The following is a 22,130-nucleotide window of genomic DNA, read 5'->3' on the forward strand; positions in this document are numbered from 1 at the left end:
TAAACCACTCCGGGCCAAGCGTAAAAGATTGAGAGGTATTTGGGCTTTGCGTATGACACTGGCGGTCCATCCGCAGCTATTTACTATTCACAGTTTCAGCTCAGATACCCAGGTTCCCGCCGAAGTACTGAGCCAGCCGCTATTTTTTATTGCCAAAACCCGGGAAGAACTCTCAATTGTTGTCGATTGCCAACTGACACTCGACAGCCTCGAGCAAGAGGAAAACTGGCGCTGTCTCGAACTCATGGGGCCGCTGGGTTTTTCCATGACAGGGATCATGGCCAGGATCTCTGCCACCCTTGCCGATGTGCATGTGAGTATCTTTACCGTTTCAACCTTCGACACCGACTATATACTGCTTAAAAAAGATAAACTGGAAACCGCCATTCGCGCGCTTAAAAAGCAGCAATACCAGGTGATTGAATATGATGAGTGATGATACAACTGCCTGAAGTCTTGCAAAAAATTGGCCGTTACTGGATATTATTCAATTAATTACGTGAGTCAAAGAAGTCTATGTACGAAAAAATCGTCACTATTACCGCTAAACACGGGATCCATACTCGCCCTGCCGCCCTGCTGGTAAAAGAGGCAAAGCAGTATGATTGTGATGTGATGGTTGAATGTCAGGGCAAGCAAGCCAGTGCCAAGAGCCTGTTCAAATTGCAAACATTGGGACTCTATCACGGTGTGTCCGTCAGAGTTTTTGCCGAAGGTGAACAGGCTCACCAAGCCGTTGAACGGGTATCAGAGTTACTGATCACCTTAAGCTAAGAGGAATGCAGATGCGCCTGGATGGAATCGCAGTCTCATCGGGTATCGCCTTTGGAGAGGCGGTTGTCTATAACCCTTTTGACAACAGTATGGATTACCGTCTGTTGCCACTTGCCAGGGTTGCTGACGAACTGAATAAACTGGATCAGGCGCTGCAACGACTGTGTCACCAACTCCATACAACTCTCGATAAGCTGACCGAAGATTCAGACAACTTTCAATTAGTGGAGGCCGATCTGCTACTGTTGGAAGATGCTGAACTTGTTCAGCAAATTCGTGAATCCGTCAGTAAATTACAATTCTCGGCTACCGCGGCAGTGGAACGGGTCTTTGCCCATCATGCCAGTGAACTTGAATCTCTGGATGACCCCTATCTGGCCAACCGTGCCTTGGATGTTCGCTGTCTGGGCAGACGGCTTATCAGCAGCATCAACGGTGCCGATGCGGCCAGTTTGGGGGAACTCGAGCAGGATACTATCTTGCTGGCCCAAGATCTGACACCGGCAGAATTTGCCCTGCTGCCACTCGAGCATATCAAAGGCCTGGTGCTGAAAACCGGCGGACTCACCAGTCATACCGCAATTTTGGCAAGAGCGGCCGGATTGCCGGCACTGCTTTCTTGTGACTATCAAAAGGCCCACATTCACCCGGGTGATCCGCTCATTTTGGACGCCAATCAGGGTGCGCTCTATGTTCGACCATTGACTACTGAAATCACTGAACTCAATCAAAGATTTGAAAAGGAACAGGTCAGGCGCAGTGCGCTGGAAAAATACCGGGAACGACCGGCCCAAACCTTGGATGGCCAACGGTTATCGATACTGGCCAACGTGGGCAACCTCAATGAAATTTCCCGCTTACCTCAGGTAGGCGCCGAGGGAATAGGACTATTTCGAACCGAATTCATGTTGATGAATGTCAGCAGCATTCCCGATGAAAAATCACAGTACAACCTCTATTGCGATGCCTTGCAACTGCTCGCGGGTCAACCCTTTACCATCAGAACCCTAGATATAGGCGCCGATAAAGAACTTCCTTGCCTTGAACAGGAAGTTGAAGATAATCCAGCGCTGGGAATGCGCGGCGTGCGCTACACTCTCAAGCATTCAGAGCTCCTTAAAACTCAGCTAAAAGCGGTATTAAGAGCCGCAAATCATGGCCATGTTCGTCTTATGCTTCCCATGGTCAATCAGGTCGAAGAGCTGGATGCTGTATTGGAACTACTGGCAATCTGTAAGCGACAGCTTAAAAACGCCAACAAAGACTATGGCCATATTCAACTGGGCATAGTGGTGGAAACGCCGGCCGCCGTGATGAATCTCCCCAGTTTGCTACCCAAGTTAGACTTTATCAGTATCGGTACCAACGACTTAACCCAATATGCCATGGCAGCCGACAGGACCAACCCAGAGTTGACCCGAAGTTTTCCCTCATTTTCGCCGCCAATACTCAAACTGATCGCCATCGCAGTGGCAGAAGCCAAAGCCGCTGGCATTCCTGTCTCCCTGTGTGGCGAACTGGCAGCGGATCCCAGAATTGCTCCAATATTAATGGGGATGGGGTTGGATGAACTGTCTGTCACTCCCGGGGCCTTGCTGGAGGTGAAGGCAGCACTGTGCGAAGGCGACTTCAGTCAATTCACACAACTGGCCCAAAAAGCCCTAGCATGCACTCGAATTACAGAGTTGGAATCCCTGCTCTCCCACTGTCATTAAAGTTGTTAATTCAGTATGCTAAGCAAAAATCCCCTTCCCCAACCTCAGGTTGTCGAGGGACAGTTCAACCGGAAACCCCTAAGTCAGCCGGAAACCAAGAATAAAAGGACCAAAAACCCATGGGATTTTTAAGCCGCATCCGCCGTATGGTATCGGGGCAGCCCAGTATAGAAGGCGGTATTCAAGTTTATGCCCCCATCAGTGGTGATATTGTTGCCATTGAAAAAGTCCCGGATGTTGTTTTCGCCGAAAAAATTGTCGGTGATGGCATAGCTATTGAACCCAAAGGCCAGTTTATGCTGGCTCCCATTGACGGCACCATAGGCAAAATCTTTGAGACCAACCACGCCTTTAGCATAGAGTCACCTCAAGGGCTGGAACTGTTTGTGCATTTTGGCGTTGGCACGATAGAACTCAGAGGCAAAGGTTTTAAACGCCTCGCCCAAGAAGGTCAGGATGTAAAAGCCGGTGAGCCGATATTGGAATTTGACCTCGAGTTTCTCAAGGATCAAGTCAACAGCCTTCTTACTCCCGTAGTACTGGCCAATATGGAAGATGTGAAATATCTGGAAAAACGCCAGGGCAGCGTTAGCGCCGGTAAAGATGTCATTTTCACCGTGCAAATTTAAAGATTTGCCGGCAAGCCGATTGCGACTCCAAGTTACATTTGGCTTGCCTGTTCAATAGTAAAACTTGCCAAACCGCCCTTTCCCCAAAGACGTTTATAGCGAAAAAACCTTTCTACCCCAGATCATTCGATAGTTCCGAACAGGTTGAAAGTCAGTCATCAGATAACTGGGGCCAAGAACACTGAAGATGAAAATTCAAAGACGATAAATTAAAAAGCCCGAGCTATTACTAGCTCGGGCTTTTTAATTTTGGCGGAGCGGACGGGACTCGAACCCGCGACCCCCGGCGTGACAGGCCGGTATTCTAACCAACTGAACTACCGCTCCAAAATCTTGCTTTATCGCCTGGGCAATAAAACTCAAATTCGTTAACTTGACTGGCGGAGCGGACGGGACTCGAACCCGCGACCCCCGGCGTGACAGGCCGGTATTCTAACCAACTGAACTACCGCTCCACTCAAGTTGCCGGGAATAATACGTAGCGCCCATGCCAGCGTCAACAGTTTTTTCCTTAAAAGTCTCTCAAGCAGCTAAAAAATCAGCAATCCACTAATAATCAAGATGTTCAGTTGGATTTGCGCTCATCTTCATCAGGCAAAGTCAGATCGATTTCCGGCATGTCATTCTCTTTTGGGGCCGCCTGTTGCTTTGCTAACAATTGTTCTTCGGCCGCCGCCAACGCCTGCTTCAAACTTTGACGCTTTCGCCAGAACAGAATGGCACCGACCCCAAGCAACAACAACAAGACATTGCCGCCAATGATCAGGTACAGGGCATTCTGTTTGGCTGCCGCCTCCTCTTTAGCCGCAATGGCGGCAGCCCTGGCGGCCAACTCTTCGGCGCTCGGTGGTGGCTTGGGAGGTTCGACAAAATTGAAAAAGCGCTCCGGCAGGCTCAATACCAACTCCCTTCCCTGCTTGTCTGTGCTGAATACACTGCCCTTGATACGGTAGCTGCCAAAATCGCTCACCTGGGGCAGCACGAGTTGCGTGGTCCCCTCTGTGGGCTGACGCAGCGTCACAGGCAGCTGCAATCCGGCGGGGCCCAAGAGTTCAATATCGAAATAGGTTTCGTCAAGGCGCAGAATCTCGGGGTTCGCAGTGAGCGCCAGCCCCCAGGGTTGAGTCAGAGGATCCTCCGGCTCTACCACCTTGATATCTACAGGCGAAGGCTCCAGCCGAAATGACTGCTTAAACTCACGTTCAAACACGTCGTTTTGTACACTCACTTGCAGGGTGTAATCGCCCCAGGGTTGATTGAGGTTAATGTTGGAGGTAAAGGTACCGTCATCGGGCCGCTCGTCTAATGCCTCGCCGTTGTCTTGATAACTACCGACAATAAGGGTACCGGCGGCAAAGTTTTCATCGCCCGGCTTGTGGGAGGAAACAAAACGCGCCGTCCATTGCAACAAGTATTCAAGCCCGGGGAGGCGCATTCTCAGCGAGTCACCGGTAAGATGAGCAGTCAGTTTTAGGCGCTCGCCCTGATAAAGAGGTTGAGGCAGTTCATCCACATCGACCCCCAAATCAGACACCCGAGTGATTTGCGAACCGGGCACCACTTTACCAATGAGCTGCCAAGGGCCGGGCACCGGGTTTTCCACCGAGATCATGTCGCCTGCCACGCCATCGGTCCACTTGACATTCTCTGGGTGGCGCGAAGCATACCATTTACTGCCATCGGGTAAGACTACAACGACAGGAGCCGAGCCATATTCCCGCTGTACAAGCAGCACAATTCTGTCGACCATATGGTCGACCCGAAAGCGGTTCTTAAGCTCCGAGGCTTGTTCTTTGGGTATCACCTCTGCTACCGCTGGGGCACCCAGGCCAAGCAGTAGACACATCATGAGGCTCAGCGCTGGTCTCAATCCCATTATCTGTTTCAATCCAAAAGTTGTGGTTCTTCACGCCAGAGGCACTTGCCTGATTTTGCGACTAAATCGAGCCTTTGCTCATGCTTATTCAATTCATCGGCCGAAGCGGTGATCACTTTAAGTTTTGCGCGATTGGCATCGAGACGAACGATGCCGCCGGCTTCCTGGCCGGCTTGATCGCTGGAGAGGTTGAACTTGGTTTGACCACCTGTCATCGCCAGATATACATCGGCGAGGATCTCGGCATCGAGCAAAGCGCCGTGATACTCGCGGCGGGAGTTGTCTATATGGTAGCGCTTACACAGGGCATCCAGATTGTTCTTTTGCCCTGGGTGCAAAAACTTGGCGATGGCCAGGGAGTCGAGGATCTGACAAATATCCGCCGTCACCGGTCCCCGGGGATTGGTCATGGAAAACTCATGATCCATAAAGCTCACGTCAAACGAGGCGTTGTGAGCCACAATCTCCGCCCCTTGAATAAAGGCGATAAAATCGGCGGCAATCTCTTGGAACCTGGGCTCGTTGGCCACCCTCTCATTGGTAATACCGTGAACCGCGATCGCCTCTTCATCAATGGGCTGGCCCGGATTGATGTATTGGTGGAAAGTGCGGCCGGTCAGGCGGCGGTTAATGACTTCCACGCAACCGATCTCAATGATCCTGTGGCCTTGATAGACGGGGCCTGCGCCCTGGTTCATACCTGTGGTTTCGGTATCCAGAATGATCTGCCGACTGGCATTCGATATGATATTCATCTATTTTTTGCAGCTTCCTGAGTGAATTTACGGGTATACTCGCCCGCATTTGCCGGATATGGTAACAACTTGATGAGCGAACTGAAACAGATCCAGATATACACCGATGGCTCTTGCCTGGGCAATCCCGGCCCCGGCGGCTATGGTGTCGTCATGCGCTATAAACAACATACCAAAGAACTCTCCGGTGGCTTTGCCCTGACAACCAACAACCGCATGGAGCTGCTGGCCCCCATTATCGCGCTGGAAAGCCTGAAAGAGCCTTGCAAAATCGTGCTAACCAGCGACAGCCAATATATGCGCCAGGGGATCACCCAATGGATCCACGGCTGGAAGAAAAAAGGCTGGGTCACTTCCAACAAGACGCCGGTGAAAAATGTCGATCTCTGGCAGCGGCTGGATAAGGCCACGCAACAACATCAAATAGACTGGCGCTGGGTCAAGGGCCACGCCGGACACCCGGAGAACGAGCGTTGCGACGCCCTGGCAAGAGAAGCCGCCGAAGCCAATCCTGCCACTGTCGATCAGGGTTATCAGGCCAGTCTCTAAACACCTTTGTCCGCGACAGTCTTGAGTTTCAAAAATTTGCCGCAAAAGTCGATAAAGGCCTGCGCCAATGGCGTCAGGCTGTGGCTCTTGTGGCGAATAAGGTAAAACGGCCGCTCAAGCGCCAGCCCCTCCACCTCCACCAACGCCAACTCTCTACGGGCCAGCTCTTTATCCAGTGTCAGTTCAGACAAAACTCCGAGCCCAGCGCCCTGTTTCACCGCCTGTTTGATGGCATCGGGAGTAGGGAAGCAAAAACGGGCCTCGGGTTGCAGATCCAAACGGTTGGCGGCATCGACAAAATACTCCCGGGTGCCAGAGCCCTCTTCTCTCAATACCCAGGAGAGTCCTTTGAGCTCGCTTGGCGAGACTTTGCTTCCCGCCAGCGGATGTGCCGGATGGCAGAACACCTTGAGACAGTCCTGATGCCAGGGCAACACGGCGATACGACTGTCGAGACAGTAACCTTCAATAAAGCCCAACTCGGCGCGAAACTCGGCCACATCGCGAATAACCTTGCGGGTATTGTCTATCGCCAAGTCGACCTGAGTCTGAGGGTGTTGTTGGCTGAATGCCACCGCAGCTTTGGCCAGCAGAAAATTACCTATGGTAGAGCTGGCACTGACATTCAACATACCGGCCAATTCGTGATTATTCGGGGTAAACGCCTGCTCTATACGCTCGATGCGCTGCAGCACATCGCTGGCCAGAGGCAGCAGCAGGCTGCCTTGAGAGTTGAGCTGCAAGCGGTTGCCTATACGCTCAAACAAACGGGTATCGAGCTGTTTTTCAAGCTCCGACAACGCCATAGAAGTGGCCGGCGCGGAGAGATTAACCCTCTCGGCCGCTTTAGCCACCTGGCCACTGCGAGCCACGGCCTCAAAAATCATCAACTGTTTCAGGGTAATACGCATTAAAATTATTGCTCTTTTTTAGTGTAGCGCTCCAGTTGCCTGCCGGAGAATCCCGGTGTTGGCGTAGGCTGCCAGCCGGGGATCCGCTGACGACGTTTATCCCCCAAGGGGGTCAACGGCGAATCCAGCTTGCGAGCCACTAATAGATACAGAGAGCCGGTACCCGGCAGCCATTTTTGCTGCCAATGATGCCATATCTTCAAGGGCGCGGCTTCACTGAGCAGCGAATGGTATAAGAGCCGCTCGTCATGCACCACCTGATACCCCAGGAGCCCCAGCCAATCTTTAACCCTAGCCGGCATAAAGAAATGGCCGCTCCAGGGTAAGGCCTGCTGAAATCTGGGCAACAACTTGCCGAAAAAGGCGCAGCTGAAGGGGTTAATCCCGACGATGAACAAATACCCGCCGCTGACCAGTACCCGATCAGCCTCGCGTAAAATCCGGTAAGGGTCGGCCTCAAACTCCAGCACCAGATTCATCACCACCGCATCTATGCTGGCCGGCGCCAGCGGCAGCTCGGCAAAATCCGCGACTATGGAAGCGCCTTTAGCAGGAAAGAGGGAAAACTGGTGCCCGACCGGGCAGCGCCTAATCTCGAGTTCATGGCTTAAGGCTCCCAGGCGCAACAGGTGGTAACCAAACACTCTTGGCCACCAATAGGTCAATTTGCTTTCCAGTTCACGTTTGATAGTCTCACCGGCAGGCAAACTGTCCCAAGAGCTGGGTCTGGACTCAGACGAGAGCGGCATAGATACTCCGGTAAAGCGGTTCTAAGCTCAGCTTAATAACGAAACACCTATACAAGCAAGTATGAGGCTCAGTAAAATTGAAACTGATCCCGCCGATTTAAAGGAGTCCCGAGCTTATGTCCAACGCCAACGCCCCCCTCTCCAAGCCCCAGATAACGCCGATAGCGGCTTTCGATGACAACTATATCTGGGCCATAGTGGCGCCTCAAGGTGATTGTTGTTGGGTGGTAGACCCGGGGGATGCCGCGCCGGTGTTGGCATTTTTGGCGCAAAATAACCTGACTTTGGCCGGGGTATTGATAACTCACCACCACGGCGACCATACCGGTGGCATCCTGGCTTTAAAGGAAACTTTCGGCTCGCTCCCGGTTTACGGGCCGGCCAATCCGGCCATCAAAGGCATTACCCAGCCACTAGCAGAGGAAGGCGAATATCGGCTTGAGCCAGGGCAAGGCCGGTTTGCTCTCGAGTGCCGACTGTTCAAGGTTCCTGGGCACACGCTGGATCATATCGCGTACTTGATTGGCGATGCCCTCTTTTGCGGCGATACCCTGTTCTGCGCCGGCTGCGGCCGCCTGTTTGAAGGCAGCGCCGAGCAGATGTACCATTCCTTGAGTCAGTTTGCTGCCCTCGCTGACAACACTAAGGTGTATTGCACCCATGAGTATACCCTGGCCAATCTGCGTTTTGCCCAAGCCGTAGAGCCGGACAATCAAGCGCTTACAGCCTACAGGCTTGAAGCCGAAGCACTACGCAAGCAGCAACACCCCACACTCCCCTCCACTATTGGTCGTGAAAAGGCCATCAACCCCTTTATGCGCTGTCAAAAAGACACACTGCAGAGCGTACTGGAGGCCCACAGCAGTAAGCCCTGCGATGATCCCGTGAGCCGCTTTGCAGTTCTCAGGCAATGGAAAGACAATTTCTGAAAACCGGGTTACAATAAGCCGCTTTTTTGCGTCGCCATTATGGCCTGGTGTTGAAACAACCAAGTTATAATCGACTTATCTTATTGTTGCAGAAGATATTTTATCTGCGACAACAGTATCTATTTCCACCACGGAAACCCAACCTGAGAAAGAGTACCGCCCAAGGTGCTATCCCGGGCCAAGGGACCAGGCCTATCCCGGGTTTCCGTTTGATGTGCGTTTGCCTGTCTGTTCAGGCCATCATTCGAGGGTTGCTGTTTTTGAAGCAAATCAGATTTTTTATGTTGGCAGGGAGCCTTTCCCTGCTTGGCGGCTGTCAGCTGCTGTCTCAGGCGCCGGAGTCCACGACCGAAGCACAGGTGAAAGTCACCCCGCCACCGGCCGTCACCCGGGCGCCACAAGTACTCAGGGAGCCAGAAGTGGCTGTCACTGATGTGTGGCAGCGGATCCGCAACCAGCTCAATATGCCAATACCCGATGAGAAACTGGTGCGCCAATACCGCCAGTGGTACATCAATAATCCAAGGCACCTAGAGCAGATCTCCGAGCGGGCCGCCCCTTTCATGTATTTGATTGTCGAGCAGATAGAAGAGCGTAAACTGCCGATGGAACTGGCGCTGCTGCCGATAGTAGAAAGCGCCTTCGACCCTTTTGCCTACTCCCATGGCGCCGCCTCCGGGCTGTGGCAGTTTACCGCGCCCATGGCGCTGCATTTTGGCCTGAATATCAACTGGTGGTATGACGGACGTCGCGACGTGCCGGCGGCCACAACAGCCGCGCTGAGTATGATGGAATACCTCTACGACAAGACGGGCGAAAACTGGCTCTATGCCATTGCCGCATATAACACGGGCGAAGGTCGGGTGTTGAATGCGGTTAAGCGCAACCGCCAAAAGGGGCAGCCTACCGACTTCTGGTCGCTGTCCCTGCCTAAGGAAACTGAGCGTTATGTACCACAGTTGCTGGCACTGGCCGATGTGGTCAAGAACGCCGACAAATATGGTATTAAGCTCACGCCGATCGCCAACGAGCAGAAGCTGGAAGTAGTCGATGTCGGTAGTCAGATAGACTTGGCCCTGGCAGCCCGCCTTGCCGGTATGGAAGTCAATGAACTGCAGCAGTTCAATCCAGGGTTCAATCGCTGGGCCACCGCGCCAGATGGCCCACACAAGCTGGTATTACCTTTGGAAAAGGCCAAAGAATTTGAGATCGCCTTGGCCAGCACAGAGCCGAGCGAGCGCCTCAACTGGCTTAGATACCAGATCCGCAAGGGTGACTCTCTTGGAGTAATAGCCCAAAAGCATCATACCAGCATCGATGTGATCCGTTCTGTCAACGGCATCAGCGGTAACAATATTGTCGCCGGCAAGCACTTGTTGATCCCGGTCGCCCTCAAGGACGCCTCGGCTTACCCGCTCTCCAAAGAGCAGCGTCTGGGTCAGAATAGATCCGGCAAGAGCAAACGTAGCTATCAGGTCAAGGCCGGTGACTCCCTGTGGCAGATTGCCAAAGATCATGATGTCAGTGTCAATGAATTGGTGAAATGGAACGGGATCTCAGCCAAAACACCTTTGCGTCCAGGCAAACAGTTGACTATCTGGAGTCGCACCCAAGGCAAATCACCAAATGCCAATGCTGTCATGCGCACCGTGAAATACAAGGTGCGCTCGGGTGACTCTCTGGCCCGAATAGCCAGTAAATTCAGTGTCACAGTCAATGACCTGCTGGAATGGAACCAACTCAAGGCCAATAAATACTTACAACCCGGGCAAATGTTGACCCTGTTTGTAGATGTGACCAGAGTCAAAAGCTAATCCCAATCGAGCGGCATCCTAGATGCCGCTATTGATCCAGATCTAAATTTTGCAAGCTGCTTTATTACAATCCTGATCCCTCTGTGCGTTATCACAAATTTAATGTTCATCTTTGTCGATAATCATCCGCTGTATTAATTCAACCTAAACAAAACCAAGATGAGCAGAGATTTGTCCATTACCGGCATCGAAACCCCTGTTAAAAAAGATGCCCGAATTCTATCGACTACAGATCTCAAAGGACGAATCACCCATATCAACCAAGAATTCATTGATCTTTGTGGTTATTCCAGAGAAGAGTTGCTGGGCCACGGCCACAACATAGTGCGTCATCCTCAAATGCCCAAGGCGGCCTTTGCCGATCTCTGGCAACAGGTCAAGAATGGCAACAGTTGGATGGGACTGGTGAAAAATCGCCGCAAGGACGGTGGTCACTACTGGGTCAACGCCTATGTCACTCCGATCCGCCGCAAAGGTAAAATCGTTGAATATCAATCGGTGCGTACCCAGGCAAGCCCTGAGCTTATCGCCCGAGCCGAGGAATGTTATCAGGCCATCAACCAAGGGCGTTCGGTACTCCCACGCGTCCAACTCGGCCTGACGACCAAGTTGGCCCTGGGTTGGGGGGCATCGCTGCTATGCTTACTCCCCCTACCCTGGTTAACGGGTCTATGGCAAGTCGCCTCCATTGCCATGGCGACAGGCATCATGGGCTGGAACCTTTTCAGACTCAAGCACAGGTTAGGCAAACTCACTGAACTGAGCCAAGGGGTACAAAATAATCCTCTGATGCAGGCCATTTATTGCAACAGCACAGATGAACTCGCCGCACTGGAATTGAGCCTGAGAATGCAGCAGGCCGAGATCTTTGCCATCACAGGGCGGATAAGAGACAGTGGTGAGATCCTCGATAACAGTTTGAGTGCCCATCAAGCGGCCGTCGACGCCAACTATCGCGAACTGGCACAACAAACCGGTGCCCTGAAACAGCAAGGCGATGCCATTAACGAACTCAAAGGTGCTGTGGCCGAAATTGCCAACACCTCAGCTGAAACTGCCAACGAAGTAACTGAACTGGAACAAAGCAACCAGCAGACTCTGGAAGCCCTAGCCGCCAGCCGCGCCGCCAGCGGCGAAATCGCGGCATTGTTGAGCAAAGTAGAAAACCAGTTGCTGGAATTGGATAAATGCTGCACCAGCATCAACACTGTGCTGGAAGTGATTGAGCAGCTGTCGGATCAAACCAATCTGTTGGCACTGAACGCCGCCATCGAAGCAGCCAGAGCCGGTGAAGCCGGACGCGGATTTGCCGTGGTAGCCGATGAAGTACGCAATCTGGCCATGCGCTCCAGTGAATCTGCCGGAGAAATCCATCAAATCATTGCCGAACTCAGTCAGCAGAGCCAGCAGACGGTGGCTGAAATGGCCCACAGTCAACAACTGACTCAAGAGAGTCTGCAATTGGAACAAAGATTGGCACAGCGATTGGACGAGGCTACCCAGGCACTTGGGCGGATTGCCGCCCATAGCCAACAGATAGCCGTTGCCACCGAGCAGCAGGCCTGTGTGGTTGAACAGTTGCACCATCACTCCGAACAGCTACAGCAAGGGGTTGGCAGCCTGACGAGTAATAGTGAAGCTGCGAGTCATCACGGCGAAGAGCTCACTCGCCAAAGCGAACGGCAAAAGGAATTGATTGCTCAGTTCTGATGCGTTTTACCATTCACAAAACTGAATAACATTCTAATTTATAAAAGAAAAAGTCAGGCAGTGCCTGACTTTTTTCCTTGTTTACATCATGAATATAGAGTTAGCGTCTCGCCACCGGCACTTCCAGCATAGCCATGGCCGCCAGCTTGGACTCCAAAGGTTTACCCATAAAGCGGGCCTGGAAGCTGTATCCCTCTGAGCCGATACGTTCCAGTGTCTTGGCCGACACCTTGAACATCACTTTCAATGCCTGTCCAGGCTCAAGGCGAGTATCTCGGAGCGCCTGGGTAAACATCATGTCATCAGACCAGGCCCAGACTCGTTGTTCCTTATCATCCAGCAACCAGAGATCCGCCGTCATTCCCGAGTTGAAACGGATCCCAACCGCATATTCGTTTAAATTACGGATCTCCAGCATCGCCTGCAACGGCTGCTTGTCGACCAGTTCACTAAACGTTAGCCGCCCCTCAAGCAACGCCGGTGTCGGCGCTTTTTTGATGGTACCAAAGTGCAGTGTTGGCATTCGGCTTTCCTCCATCCCGATTGGATTCTGCTGGGTAACAGATGCTGCGGCGGCATTGGATCCGCTACAGCCTGTTAGTACCAGCACTGCCATCATAGGCAAAACAGTACGCATCATAGACCTCCGAGTTTCTTGAAGATGCTGTCTTTAAGCTTGTCTTTCACCTTCTCGGTTTCTTCCTTAAGCTTGGAATCAAACAGCGCCTGAGTGTCGAGCGCAAACTTGGGTTCTTGGAATGAACCGGAGATCACCAGCGGAATTTCAACACCGGCCAGCTCATTCTTGCCTTCACCGCCTTGGCCCTTGAGGCTGCCGACCACTGAGGTTTTCAGCTTATAGTCCAGTTGCTCACTGATAAGGTTGGCACTACCGGCACCCGCCAAGCGAATGAGTGGTGATGCCATCGCCAGATCCGGATTATTGGCCACACCATTTTTCAGACTGAAACTGCCGGTCAGGCTGGAGAAGTCTGTCTTGCGTTCGCCCTCTTCCTGAGCCGACAAATCACCTTTTAGCTTGGCCTGGGCGCTGCGGATCATATGAGGGATATTCACGCCATAAAGGGCACCGTCGCTGATTTCAAACTTGCCGTTAGCATCCAAATTTTGCTTGATGTTATCTGGAATTAGGCTCTTGCCTTTACCTTTGACATTAAAAGCGGTAGCACCGGCGAGAATTTTCAGATCGGCCGCATCCTTGAGCAGAGGTTGAATTTTGACGCCACTTAACTGAGTATCAAAGCTGTAGCTGGCGACCTTATTGCGGCCGTCGAGCTGTGCCTTGCTCATCAGTTTGCCCTGATACAAGTCGGCACTGAGCTGCTTCATATCCAGCACGCCATTGTTCAATGCCAGATCCATCTGCCAGTTTTCAGTAGTCAAACCGGCAACCTTAATGGCCTTAACCGTTAGATCCATGGCGAAGTTGACCTGCTTCATCGCACTCAGGTCAGGTTCACTGCTGGCCTTGGCGGCTGTCGCCGATTCAGTGGTTTTGGCTGCGGCTTTATCTTCCTCACCGGCAGGCAGTAACTTGTCGAGATCAATTTCCCCCAGCGCCAGTTTGGCTTTCACATCCGGCACCTTGCCGCCGAAAGCCACTTTGAGGTTACCCTTACCTTCAATGTCGGCCACCTTGAGGCTGCTCAATACCAGCTCGGCGTTTTGACGGTTGAGATCCAGTTTTACATCGGCATTCAGATCGGCACTCAGCTTACCGCCGGGCATACTCTTGCCTTCGACACGATTTTCAATGGCAAAGCCGGTGATCTCCAACTGCTTCATGTCCGGTGAAATCTTAAGTTGCCCTTTGCCCTCGCTGGCAATTTTCATCTCCGGCATGCTGCCGCTGAACTTATAAGCCAAAGGCGCAAACTTGCCGAGCGAAAACTCGCCCAGGGTCAGCGACTCAAGTACAAAGGTTTGGTCACTGCTACTGCGCTTGTCGAGCAGATGGATTTGAGTATTGGTGATATTGATACCACCGATATTGAGACTGGCCAGTCCCTGAGCATTGCCTGCGGTACTCTGGGGTTGCTCCTTGGCCGTACCGGCATCACCGCTGAGGCCATCGAGACTGTTGCGACCGTCCTTCTGGGTAATGAGCTCCAATTTCAAGCCATCGAGGTTTAACTGGGCAATTTCCACCTCTTTACGAAACAGCGGCATCAAGGCGACTTCTGCAACCACCTGGTTGACCGCCAACATCTGTTTCTCATCGAAACCATCCGGATTACTCAGGCTAATACCGCCCAATTCAATCCCCAGAGTCGGAAAAAAAGTCCAGTCGAGATCCTGACTGATGACCAACTCACGCCCCGTCTGTTTTTTTACCGCATCGACTATTTGGGGTTTAAAGTCGTTGGGATCAAAAAGTAGGGTCAAATATAGGATTAGACCGAGAAACAATACCGCGACAATACCCAGTATCCACTTAACAACTTTCATAATGGTTTCCTTGTTCAACAATAAGGACAAAGGCACTTGTTTAACTGATACAGGCCATATTCAAGGGAGTTTGACTGACGGCGATGCCATTATCATCGGCATAAAGCATCATGCCGGGCGTGATCTGCACATCACCGATAGTAAGAGTGCAATTTATGTCTCCCACACCCTTGCGCTCAGTTTTGATTGGAACCGCCGCCAGCGCCTTAACTCCCAGAGGCATAGTCGCCAACGTGGCAACATCGCGCACGGCGCCATAAATCACCACCCCTTGCCAACCATGGTCAACCGCACTCTGAGCAATAAGATCGCCCATCAGGGCCTTGGCTGTAGAGGCGCCACCATCCACCAACAGCACCTTGCCCGTACCATCGGTCGCCAACAGCTGTTTCACCATGGAATTATCCTCAAAACACCTGACGGTAACGATTTCGCCCCAAAATATAGACTTACCACCAAACTGACGAAAAACAGATGGCAGCAACATGAGATCATTCTCATAGTGATCAAAGAGATCCGGTAACAAATCCAGCATATAGGCCTCCGTGCAAATAGGACTTTCTAGGTTAACGCCCTTGCCCGAGCACCACAAGTTTCATAATAGCAGAAGGAGCATCATTGGCGTTATGTAGGGAAATGCTTGAGTAAGTTCAGAAATGTACTATAAACTATTGCAGGTGACAGCTTGGCGATCCCTTTATCCTGTCCACCCTTTCGGGCAAAACTTCGTTTTTAAGTGAACATACATGACAAAAGATCTCGATTTGCAGAGTGCTATAGCGGCGCTCGATGCATATGGATATGAAAAAAAACACTCAACGGATCTTGAGCAAGCCAGAAACAAACAACAGATGACCCGTTATTTGAAGTCTTTGGATTACAGCCTTAGGCGCCTCAAATTGCTGCAACAAGCGGTCAATGAACTAGTTGAAGAAACACAGAATAACTTGCATAAACAAGAACAAGTTCAAACCTTTAAGACCAAGGTCATTAACTTATCCCGTGAACTCAATATGTCCTATGACGAAGTGCTAAATTATATGGCCAGCCATACCGATAAATAATAGCACTCGTTCGCTAGGCTAAGAGCGCACAGAGTATTACTGATAATAAGCCTCTGTGCGTTTTTATTTCCATCGACTGATGTCTTTCTCTTCATATAAAGTACATCCTCCTATTTGCCTCGAGCAAATCATTATTATCACCCGGCAGTTTCGACTCATTCGCCACTATGAATAGGTCCAATCGCTGCGGATCAAACCACACAAGAAACACGCTCCCCACGGCAGCAAAGCGTCTTGCTGACTGGTGAGTTTTATTCCCTTCCTTGTTGTTTGCACTACACTTTAGGGAGTTCTCCGGCTGGAGAAAGCAATAATTCTTATGTGATCGGAGGACAGCAGAACAATGGGGAAAATATTATTACCTTTGGCTCTGTTACTTATTTTATTTGTTTGGTTCTACGGGGAAAAACAAACGGATTATCCCGTCAGACTCAATCAAACTCCGGTCCGTATCGCGGTGTCCACCTCGCTACTTTCAGCCCCGGTTATCATTGCCGACAAGCTGGAGTTTTTTGCCCGAGAAGGCATCTATGTGGTGTTGCACCCCCTTCAAGGCGGAGATATCTGTTTCGAGGCACTGGTCAACCACAGAGCCGATCTAGCCACCAGCTCAGAATCTGTGGTGATGTTCAACAGTTTCAAACGAACAGACTTCACTGTGCTCGCCAGCTTTGCGGAGTCGGACAATGACATCAAACTGTTAACCCTACATAAGAGCGGTATCACCACTCCGGCACAATTGGATGGCAAACGCGTAGGCATAGTCACCGGCAGTGCCAGCGAGTATTTTCTGGATACGATTTTGAACATCGCCGGCCCCCCTGCAATAACCCCTATTCGTGTCAATATTCGACCCTCTGATTTGGCACCGGCGCTACTGGCGGGCGATGTGGATGCCATCTCAGTTTGGGAACCCTACAGCTTTCAGCTGCTGAAGCAACATCCAGGGGAAGTCAATGAATTTTCCAGTAGAGGATTACATAGTCTCTCCTTCAATCTGATTAGCCGCAAAGCCGATAATCAGGTGTTTTACGAGCATCATGTGCGAATACTGAAAGCCTTGAAGCGCGCCAGTGAATTTATTGTTTTGCATCCAGAGGAGGCCAACCGGATAGTGGCCGACTTCCTGCAAGTTCCTACTGAGGAGATAGCCGCGCTTTGGCCCGACTATCTCTTTCGCCTATCGTTGGGTAACAGCCTGCTCAGCAACTTGCAATCCCAAGGGCGTTGGGCGATGTCGAGCGGCACCATAACGGCCAAGCAGTTACCGGATTTCAGAAGTGTTATCGACCCGGTCCCGCTGGATCAGGTACAGCACATGTCATTGGTGGAGCACAGATGAAACTTTCCAGCCGTCTCATGATTCTGGTAAGCCTTTGCATTGTCCTGACTCTGGTGTTGGCACTGTCACTATTGCAGCAACGCCATTTTTCCCAACAAACCTTCGACCAAATGCATAAACTGGTGCGCCTGCAATTACATCTGGATCAGTTGCGTTCCAACTTATGGCTGCTGCAGCAGTACGGAGATATCCAGGCCGTTGAAAATACCCAACGGGATCTGCAGCGCCTCAATGCGCTGTTAAATGTGACTCAAGTCGATGACAAACATCAGCAACAACTGTTGGCAAATCTCAAACGTCAGAGCGAACACATCAACACTCTACTTGACCACTCTTTGCCAAAACTGCCTCGGATAGCAGAAACCCCTTTGGTCAGCAGTATGTTACAGTCCAGATACAATATGAGCATTCAATCCATGAGCGAAGATCTGTTTCGCTTTCAACATTACACCATGGATAAGGCGCGGCAATTGCAACTTAGCCATCTTTATCTCAATGGTGCCCTGCTGCTGGCTATCGCCCTGTTGGTGACAGGCTTTACGCTGCACACGCTTAGGCGCTTTCGTCTCCATTTGGCCAGTTTGAAACGTGGTATTCGCGATCTAGCCAGAGGCGATCTTCACAGCCGCATTCAGTTGGAACAACAGGATGAACTCTCAGAGCTGGCCAATGAATTCAACAACATGAAACAGGCATTGATGGAAACGACTGAACGAAAGGAGCAGTTACAGCTGGAAGTGGAAGCACAAACCCGGCAGTTACAACTGCAACAGGATAGATTGCGCTACCTAGCAGATCATGACGATCTCACCGGCGCACTCAATCGCGGCGCCGCCACCACCGAGCTGGAACACGCCATAGTGCGCTGCCAACGTCAGCAACTGAAAGCGGCGCTACTGTTTATCGATCTGGATAAATTCAAACCCATCAACGACAGCTTTGGTCACAGCGCCGGTGATGCAGTACTGGTGGAAATAGCCAAAAGGATGAGAAATACATTAAGACGCTCGGATCTGGTGGCCCGCATCGGCGGCGACGAGTTTATCATCTGGCTAGAGCCGATAAATAGCCGAGAAGAAGTCTGTGCCGTGTTGGAAAAAATTCACGCCTTGGGTACGGATATCTCTTGGCAGGGACAAAGGTTGGAGGTTGGCCTGAGTACCGGCATCAGCCTCTATCCCGAGCATGGCGATACCCTGGCCGAACTCATCAGCGCCGCCGACAATGCCATGTATCAGGCCAAAGAGTCTCAGGCCGCCACCGGCCCCCAGGCAAAACAGCGCTACAGCTTTGCCAAGCCCAGTTCTCAATCCTGATTATCCTGGCTACCTGCAAAAGCTTAATCATAACCAGCACTCAAACAACCGGCCATAAACGCCTAAACCAGCTGAACCTCGGCAGCCTTATCGCCAACAACAGCAACATGGCCGCAAGATAAAGACTAGGCTCAATGATTTCAGACTTCACCGACCAGTAATAATGCACAGGCACCAACAGGGCTATGGCATAAATACTGTAATGCAGTTGTTGCCAACGTCGCCCCATCCGGCGCTGCAACGCCTTAAACGAGGTCAGCGCCAGCGCAGCAAGCAACAACCAAGCGCTGGCCCCCACCAAAATATAGGGACGCTTGATAATTTCACTGAACAGCAACTCCCAGGCAAACAGCAGATCCAGGCTGAAATAGCTGAGAATGTGTAAACAGGCCCAGGCAAATACCCAGAGTCCAAGCAAACGCCGGGTTTGCATCAACAACCCCAATTTGAATTTTCTGGCAACAGGCGATACCAGCAGGGTGGCCACCAAGACATTGAGCGCCCCTTTGCCGGTAAAATGGATAATATATTGCACAGGATCGCCACCGGCCCTGTCTGTCACCACTTGCAGGACCAAATAAAGCAGGGGCAAACCGGCGGCCAAATGCAGCAACGCCTTTAACCAAGGCAGTTGCTTGGGAGCTAGACGCATCAATAGTATTTCCTTAAATCCAGATCCCGGTACAGATGCGCGACCTGCTCACCATAGCCGTTGAACATCTGGGTCGGGATCCGTTTGGCAGAGAAGATCCCACCTTCGGCAATCCGCCGCTCTGTCGCCTGTGACCAACGAGGATGATCCACTCCTGGGTTCACGTTGGCATAAAAACCATATTCATGGGCTGCCAGCTGATTCCAACTGGTCGGCGGCTGTTTGTCCAAAAGCCTAATTTTCACGATAGATTTAATGCTCTTGAAACCATATTTCCAGGGCACCACCAAACGCACAGGAGCCCCATTTTGCGGCGGCAGCGTCTTGCCATAGAGGCCGACCGACAGGAAGCTCAACTCGTTCATCGCCTCATCGAGTCTTAATCCCTCCACATAGGGATAATGAATGCCGCCGCCCATCAAGCGATTGCGTTGCCCCGGCATCTGCTCGGGATCAAACAGGGTTTCAAAGGCCACATGAGTCGCAGAGGATTTAACACCGGCCCTGGCCAGCAAAGCCGCCAGCGGAAAGCCGACCCAGGGGATCACCATGGACCAGGCCTCGACACAACGCAATCTATAGTGGCGCTCCTCCAGGGGAAGCAATTTGAGCAGATCGTCATAGTCCAGCGTTAAGGGGCGCTCGACCTCGCCTTCGATTTTAAGCATCCAGGGATCGACCTTGAGACCCTGACTATTTTCGAAGGGATCTTGTTTTCCGGTGCCGAACTCGTAAAAGTTGTTATGGCGGATCACCTTGTCAAGGGGTGTCAGGCTCCCCGGTAATTGAAACTCAGGGTTGCTGCGATAGTTGAGATTTGAGGTGACAAATGCCTCGCTCTCGCGCTTTTCACCAAAAAGGTCAAACAGGCCTGCCTGAACATGGCCGGGAATACTGGCGCCTATGGCACCGAGCCCCAACGCCTTGACTATGTTGCGCCGATCGCGAAACACGGCCTCCGGCGTCACTTCAGCTGTCGGCAACTCCCAGGGCATTTGCCTGCCAATACCCGGTTTAAATTTTTTATTGCTCACAGTGACCTCTCAATAGCTGCAGTCAATTCAGTTTATTAGACCCAGGTAGATAAAGAAAAATTTCCCGCCTGGAAAAATCCTTGCCCCGTTGACTGAACCTTGGCTGACAAGGGGGACAAAATGGGCAACTCTTGGCCATTTATCCAGAGCTTGGATACTCAAGCCCTTGAAGGAGAGTGCTCATTCTGCGACTCTATCCGAGTTTTTCGCTCCTCTTTTTTTTGCACTCAAGGGACATGATATGGACTTGGCCACCACAATTTCCACGCCTCAACTCATTGCCGCCGCAGCCGTATTATTTTTGGGGATCTTGCTTGGCGCCCTCTTTAACCAACGGATGACCCGCAGCCGCTGGCAACAGCTCAGAGAACAGTTAGTGCTGCAACACGAGCAAAGATGCGGCGAACTCAGTGAACAACTCAGCAGCAGCCAAGAAAAAGCCGAATGGCTGGTGTCTCAACTCGGCAAGGCAGAGGCCATCGCCGAACGAGTACCCGAGCTTGAACAGCAACTCAAGGATGCTCAGCGCAAGCAATTGGAAACCCAGCTTAACCTGTCAAAATCCAATGCGATGCAACAAACGCTCAGCGCTCGCTTCGATGCCGAGCAACGGGCGCTCAACGATAAGATAGAACTGCTTGAACGCAGTGAAACCCGTCTGAAAGAGCAGTTTGAAAATCTCGCCAACAAAATTTTTGAAGACAGAAGCGAAAGACTAAAATCCCAGAATCTATCGCAACTCGATGGCGTGCTCGGCCCACTGAAGCAACAGCTAGAAGGCTTCAGAAGACAAATTCATGAATCCTACTCACAAGAACAGAGTGAACGTTCCTCACTGAAACACCAGTTGGAAGATCTCAAGCAGCTCAACCTGCGCATGAGCCAGGATGCGGTCAATCTCACCAAAGCGCTCAAGGGCGACAACAAACAGCAAGGCAACTGGGGCGAAGTGATCCTGGAGCGGGTACTGCAGGAAAGTGGTCTCAGACAAGGACACGAGTATGATGTGCAACAGGATCTGAAAAATGATGCCGGCAAGCGCTTTAAACCCGATGTCATCGTCCACCTGCCAGCCAACAAGGATGTGGTAATAGATGCCAAGATGTCACTGCTCGCCTATGAGCGCTACTACAACGCCGACACCGATGAAGAGCGAGCACTGGCGTTGCGTGAACATATCAACTCTATCCGCGGTCATATCAAAGGCCTGAGTCAGAAGGACTACCAACAACTGCACGGTATCAAGAGCCTAGACTATGTGTTGATGTTTATTCCGGTGGAACCCGCCTTCCTACTAGCACTGGAACAAGAGCCGCAGCTGGTAAATTTCGCGCTCGAAAACAACATCATGCTCGTCAGCCCGACCAATCTTTTGGTGGCACTGCGCACCATCAATAACATCTGGCGCTACGAATACCAAAACCAACACGCACAAAGGATAGCCAGGCAAGCCGGAAAAATTTACGATAAACTCTGTGGTTATCTGGAAGATATGGACAAGCTCGGGCGCGCGCTGGACAATGCAGAGAAGTGTTTCAACGGCGCCATGAATAAGCTGGCTACCGGCAGGGGCAACCTTGTTCGCCAGGCGCACCAGATGCAACAGTTGGGCGTTGAAACCAGTAAACAACTGGACAAACAGCTACTTGAAAAGGCGATGACAGACGTATCCTTGCCGATAGACAAGGATGTCGAAGCCATGGAAGATACTGAGACGAACGGCGAACTGGCATCCTAAGTTCAGCCCGTCTTTCGAGCAAACCCGGCCATCAAAAAGGAGTTATCGATGCGCAGAGCCTTGACCCGAATCGCCCTCGCCGGCAGTGTTGCCTTGAGTGCATT

21 protein-coding genes and 2 tRNA genes are annotated in these 22,130 nt (G+C 51.6%); 12 read left to right on the top strand and 11 right to left on the bottom strand.

All coding sequences use genetic code 11. The features are described from left to right. The first annotated feature begins 46 nt into the window (after positions 1-46). From CBE72_RS12410 to crr, 4 genes are all read left to right on the top strand, one after another. Positions 47-436: an ACT domain-containing protein gene (locus CBE72_RS12410; RefSeq protein ID WP_100143916.1), complete on the top strand. Its 390-nt coding sequence runs from the start codon at positions 47-49 to the stop codon at positions 434-436. Positions 437-516: 80 nt separating this feature from the next. Then, positions 517-774 carry an HPr family phosphocarrier protein gene (locus tag CBE72_RS12415; RefSeq protein ID WP_100143800.1) on the top strand — a complete coding sequence of 86 codons (258 nt, stop codon included), beginning with the start codon at positions 517-519 and terminating at the stop codon, positions 772-774. A gap of 11 nt (positions 775-785) precedes the next feature. Further along, entirely contained in the window at positions 786-2,489 is a 1,704-nt protein-coding gene (ptsP, locus tag CBE72_RS12420) for a phosphoenolpyruvate--protein phosphotransferase (protein WP_100143802.1), read from the top strand. Between the two features lie 119 nt (positions 2,490-2,608). After that, positions 2,609-3,118, top strand: coding sequence for a PTS glucose transporter subunit IIA (gene crr, locus CBE72_RS12425; RefSeq protein WP_100143804.1), 510 nt, complete (start codon positions 2,609-2,611; stop codon positions 3,116-3,118). 250 nt (positions 3,119-3,368) lie between these two features. Here crr and CBE72_RS12430 read toward each other — a convergent pair. From CBE72_RS12430 to dnaQ, 4 genes are all read right to left on the bottom strand, one after another. Further along, positions 3,369-3,445, bottom strand: a tRNA-Asp gene (locus CBE72_RS12430). A gap of 51 nt (positions 3,446-3,496) precedes the next feature. Continuing rightward, positions 3,497-3,573, bottom strand: a tRNA-Asp gene (locus tag CBE72_RS12435). Between the two features lie 110 nt (positions 3,574-3,683). Then, positions 3,684-4,994, bottom strand: coding sequence for a TIGR03503 family protein (locus tag CBE72_RS12440; RefSeq protein WP_100143806.1), 1,311 nt, complete (start codon positions 4,992-4,994; stop codon positions 3,684-3,686). An 8-nt stretch (positions 4,995-5,002) separates the two neighbouring features. Further along, a complete protein-coding gene (gene dnaQ / locus CBE72_RS12445; RefSeq protein ID WP_100143807.1) occupies positions 5,003-5,749 on the bottom strand; it encodes a DNA polymerase III subunit epsilon in 747 nt (248 codons plus the stop codon). A 72-nt stretch (positions 5,750-5,821) separates the two neighbouring features. Between dnaQ and rnhA the strand changes: the two genes are divergently transcribed. Continuing rightward, positions 5,822-6,298, top strand: coding sequence for a ribonuclease HI (gene rnhA, locus CBE72_RS12450; protein WP_100143809.1), 477 nt, complete (start codon positions 5,822-5,824; stop codon positions 6,296-6,298). Here the strand turns inward: rnhA and CBE72_RS12455 are convergent. Next, positions 6,295-7,209: a LysR substrate-binding domain-containing protein gene (locus tag CBE72_RS12455; RefSeq protein WP_100143811.1), complete on the bottom strand. Its 915-nt coding sequence runs from the start codon at positions 7,207-7,209 to the stop codon at positions 6,295-6,297. The two genes, rnhA and CBE72_RS12455, sit on opposite strands and share 4 nt — an antisense overlap. Positions 7,210-7,214: 5 nt before the next feature. Continuing rightward, the gene (locus CBE72_RS12460) at positions 7,215-7,958 is read right to left on the bottom strand and encodes a class I SAM-dependent methyltransferase (RefSeq protein WP_100143813.1); all 744 of its coding nucleotides are present in this window, start codon (positions 7,956-7,958) and stop codon (positions 7,215-7,217) included. A 116-nt stretch (positions 7,959-8,074) separates the two neighbouring features. Here CBE72_RS12460 and gloB point away from each other — a divergent pair, with 116 nt between their 5' ends. From gloB to CBE72_RS12475, 3 genes are all read left to right on the top strand, one after another. Beyond that, a complete protein-coding gene (gene gloB, locus CBE72_RS12465) occupies positions 8,075-8,887 on the top strand; it encodes a hydroxyacylglutathione hydrolase (RefSeq protein ID WP_100143814.1) in 813 nt (270 codons plus the stop codon). 281 nt (positions 8,888-9,168) lie between these two features. Further along, positions 9,169-10,701, top strand: a complete 1,533-nt coding sequence (locus CBE72_RS12470) for a lytic transglycosylase (protein WP_229671764.1) — start codon at positions 9,169-9,171, stop codon at positions 10,699-10,701. A gap of 159 nt (positions 10,702-10,860) precedes the next feature. After that, complete coding sequence (locus CBE72_RS12475; protein WP_100143818.1) at positions 10,861-12,411, top strand: methyl-accepting chemotaxis protein; 1,551 nt, start codon at positions 10,861-10,863, stop codon at positions 12,409-12,411. A gap of 100 nt (positions 12,412-12,511) precedes the next feature. On the opposite strand, the gene CBE72_RS12480 is transcribed toward CBE72_RS12475, so the two are convergent. From CBE72_RS12480 to CBE72_RS12490, 3 genes are all read right to left on the bottom strand, one after another. Beyond that, complete coding sequence (locus CBE72_RS12480) at positions 12,512-12,934, bottom strand: BsuPI-related putative proteinase inhibitor (RefSeq protein ID WP_229671762.1); 423 nt, start codon at positions 12,932-12,934, stop codon at positions 12,512-12,514. 113 nt (positions 12,935-13,047) lie between these two features. Beyond that, on the bottom strand, positions 13,048-14,880 hold the full coding sequence (locus tag CBE72_RS12485; protein ID WP_100143822.1) for an AsmA family protein: 1,833 nt from the start codon (positions 14,878-14,880) through the stop codon (positions 13,048-13,050). Positions 14,881-14,920: 40 nt separating this feature from the next. Further along, a complete protein-coding gene (locus tag CBE72_RS12490) occupies positions 14,921-15,415 on the bottom strand; it encodes a putative 4-hydroxy-4-methyl-2-oxoglutarate aldolase (protein WP_100143824.1) in 495 nt (164 codons plus the stop codon). A 211-nt stretch (positions 15,416-15,626) separates the two neighbouring features. On the opposite strand from CBE72_RS12490, the gene CBE72_RS12495 reads away from it, so the two are divergent. The 3 genes from CBE72_RS12495 to CBE72_RS12505 all read left to right on the top strand — a co-directional run bounded on the left by CBE72_RS12495 (position 15,627) and on the right by CBE72_RS12505 (position 18,602). Next, positions 15,627-15,944: a hypothetical protein gene (locus CBE72_RS12495; protein ID WP_100143826.1), complete on the top strand. Its 318-nt coding sequence runs from the start codon at positions 15,627-15,629 to the stop codon at positions 15,942-15,944. A gap of 343 nt (positions 15,945-16,287) precedes the next feature. Continuing rightward, a complete protein-coding gene (locus CBE72_RS12500) occupies positions 16,288-17,286 on the top strand; it encodes an ABC transporter substrate-binding protein (protein ID WP_100143828.1) in 999 nt (332 codons plus the stop codon). Beyond that, positions 17,283-18,602, top strand: a complete 1,320-nt coding sequence (locus CBE72_RS12505) for a GGDEF domain-containing protein (RefSeq protein ID WP_100143830.1) — start codon at positions 17,283-17,285, stop codon at positions 18,600-18,602. The genes CBE72_RS12500 and CBE72_RS12505 overlap by 4 nt, the downstream gene beginning before the upstream one ends. Before the next feature lie 40 nt (positions 18,603-18,642). On the opposite strand, the gene msrQ is transcribed toward CBE72_RS12505, so the two are convergent. Continuing rightward, a complete protein-coding gene (gene msrQ, locus CBE72_RS12510) occupies positions 18,643-19,257 on the bottom strand; it encodes a protein-methionine-sulfoxide reductase heme-binding subunit MsrQ (protein ID WP_100143832.1) in 615 nt (204 codons plus the stop codon). After that, positions 19,254-20,249: a protein-methionine-sulfoxide reductase catalytic subunit MsrP gene (gene msrP, locus CBE72_RS12515; RefSeq protein ID WP_100143918.1), complete on the bottom strand. Its 996-nt coding sequence runs from the start codon at positions 20,247-20,249 to the stop codon at positions 19,254-19,256. The genes msrQ and msrP overlap by 4 nt, the downstream gene beginning before the upstream one ends. 280 nt (positions 20,250-20,529) lie before the next feature. On the opposite strand from msrP, the gene rmuC reads away from it, so the two are divergent. Beyond that, positions 20,530-22,026: a DNA recombination protein RmuC gene (gene rmuC, locus CBE72_RS12520; RefSeq protein WP_100143834.1), complete on the top strand. Its 1,497-nt coding sequence runs from the start codon at positions 20,530-20,532 to the stop codon at positions 22,024-22,026. The last annotated feature ends 104 nt before the right edge of the window (positions 22,027-22,130 follow it).

The sequence above is a fragment of the Shewanella carassii genome (assembly GCF_002777975.1).
Taxonomy (GTDB): domain Bacteria; phylum Pseudomonadota; class Gammaproteobacteria; order Enterobacterales; family Shewanellaceae; genus Shewanella; species Shewanella carassii.

Coding starts and splice junctions, on each gene's coding strand:
- CBE72_RS12495 (WP_100143826.1), top strand. CDS start 15,627: ATGACAAAAGATCTCGATTTGCAGAGTGCTATAGCGGCGCTCGATGCA.
- CBE72_RS12470 (WP_229671764.1), top strand. CDS start 9,169: ATGTTGGCAGGGAGCCTTTCCCTGCTTGGCGGCTGTCAGCTGCTGTCT.
- CBE72_RS12475 (WP_100143818.1), top strand. CDS start 10,861: ATGAGCAGAGATTTGTCCATTACCGGCATCGAAACCCCTGTTAAAAAA.
- CBE72_RS12485 (WP_100143822.1), bottom strand. CDS start 14,880: ATGAAAGTTGTTAAGTGGATACTGGGTATTGTCGCGGTATTGTTTCTC.
- rnhA (WP_100143809.1), top strand. CDS start 5,822: ATGAGCGAACTGAAACAGATCCAGATATACACCGATGGCTCTTGCCTG.
- msrP (WP_100143918.1), bottom strand. CDS start 20,249: ATGCCCTGGGAGTTGCCGACAGCTGAAGTGACGCCGGAGGCCGTGTTT.
- CBE72_RS12490 (WP_100143824.1), bottom strand. CDS start 15,415: ATGCTGGATTTGTTACCGGATCTCTTTGATCACTATGAGAATGATCTC.
- CBE72_RS12505 (WP_100143830.1), top strand. CDS start 17,283: ATGAAACTTTCCAGCCGTCTCATGATTCTGGTAAGCCTTTGCATTGTC.
- ptsP (WP_100143802.1), top strand. CDS start 786: ATGCGCCTGGATGGAATCGCAGTCTCATCGGGTATCGCCTTTGGAGAG.
- CBE72_RS12460 (WP_100143813.1), bottom strand. CDS start 7,958: ATGCCGCTCTCGTCTGAGTCCAGACCCAGCTCTTGGGACAGTTTGCCT.
- CBE72_RS12440 (WP_100143806.1), bottom strand. CDS start 4,994: ATGGGATTGAGACCAGCGCTGAGCCTCATGATGTGTCTACTGCTTGGC.
- dnaQ (WP_100143807.1), bottom strand. CDS start 5,749: ATGAATATCATATCGAATGCCAGTCGGCAGATCATTCTGGATACCGAA.
- CBE72_RS12480 (WP_229671762.1), bottom strand. CDS start 12,934: ATGCCAACACTGCACTTTGGTACCATCAAAAAAGCGCCGACACCGGCG.
- gloB (WP_100143814.1), top strand. CDS start 8,075: ATGTCCAACGCCAACGCCCCCCTCTCCAAGCCCCAGATAACGCCGATA.
- CBE72_RS12500 (WP_100143828.1), top strand. CDS start 16,288: ATGGGGAAAATATTATTACCTTTGGCTCTGTTACTTATTTTATTTGTT.
- crr (WP_100143804.1), top strand. CDS start 2,609: ATGGGATTTTTAAGCCGCATCCGCCGTATGGTATCGGGGCAGCCCAGT.
- CBE72_RS12415 (WP_100143800.1), top strand. CDS start 517: ATGTACGAAAAAATCGTCACTATTACCGCTAAACACGGGATCCATACT.
- CBE72_RS12455 (WP_100143811.1), bottom strand. CDS start 7,209: ATGCGTATTACCCTGAAACAGTTGATGATTTTTGAGGCCGTGGCTCGC.
- rmuC (WP_100143834.1), top strand. CDS start 20,530: ATGGACTTGGCCACCACAATTTCCACGCCTCAACTCATTGCCGCCGCA.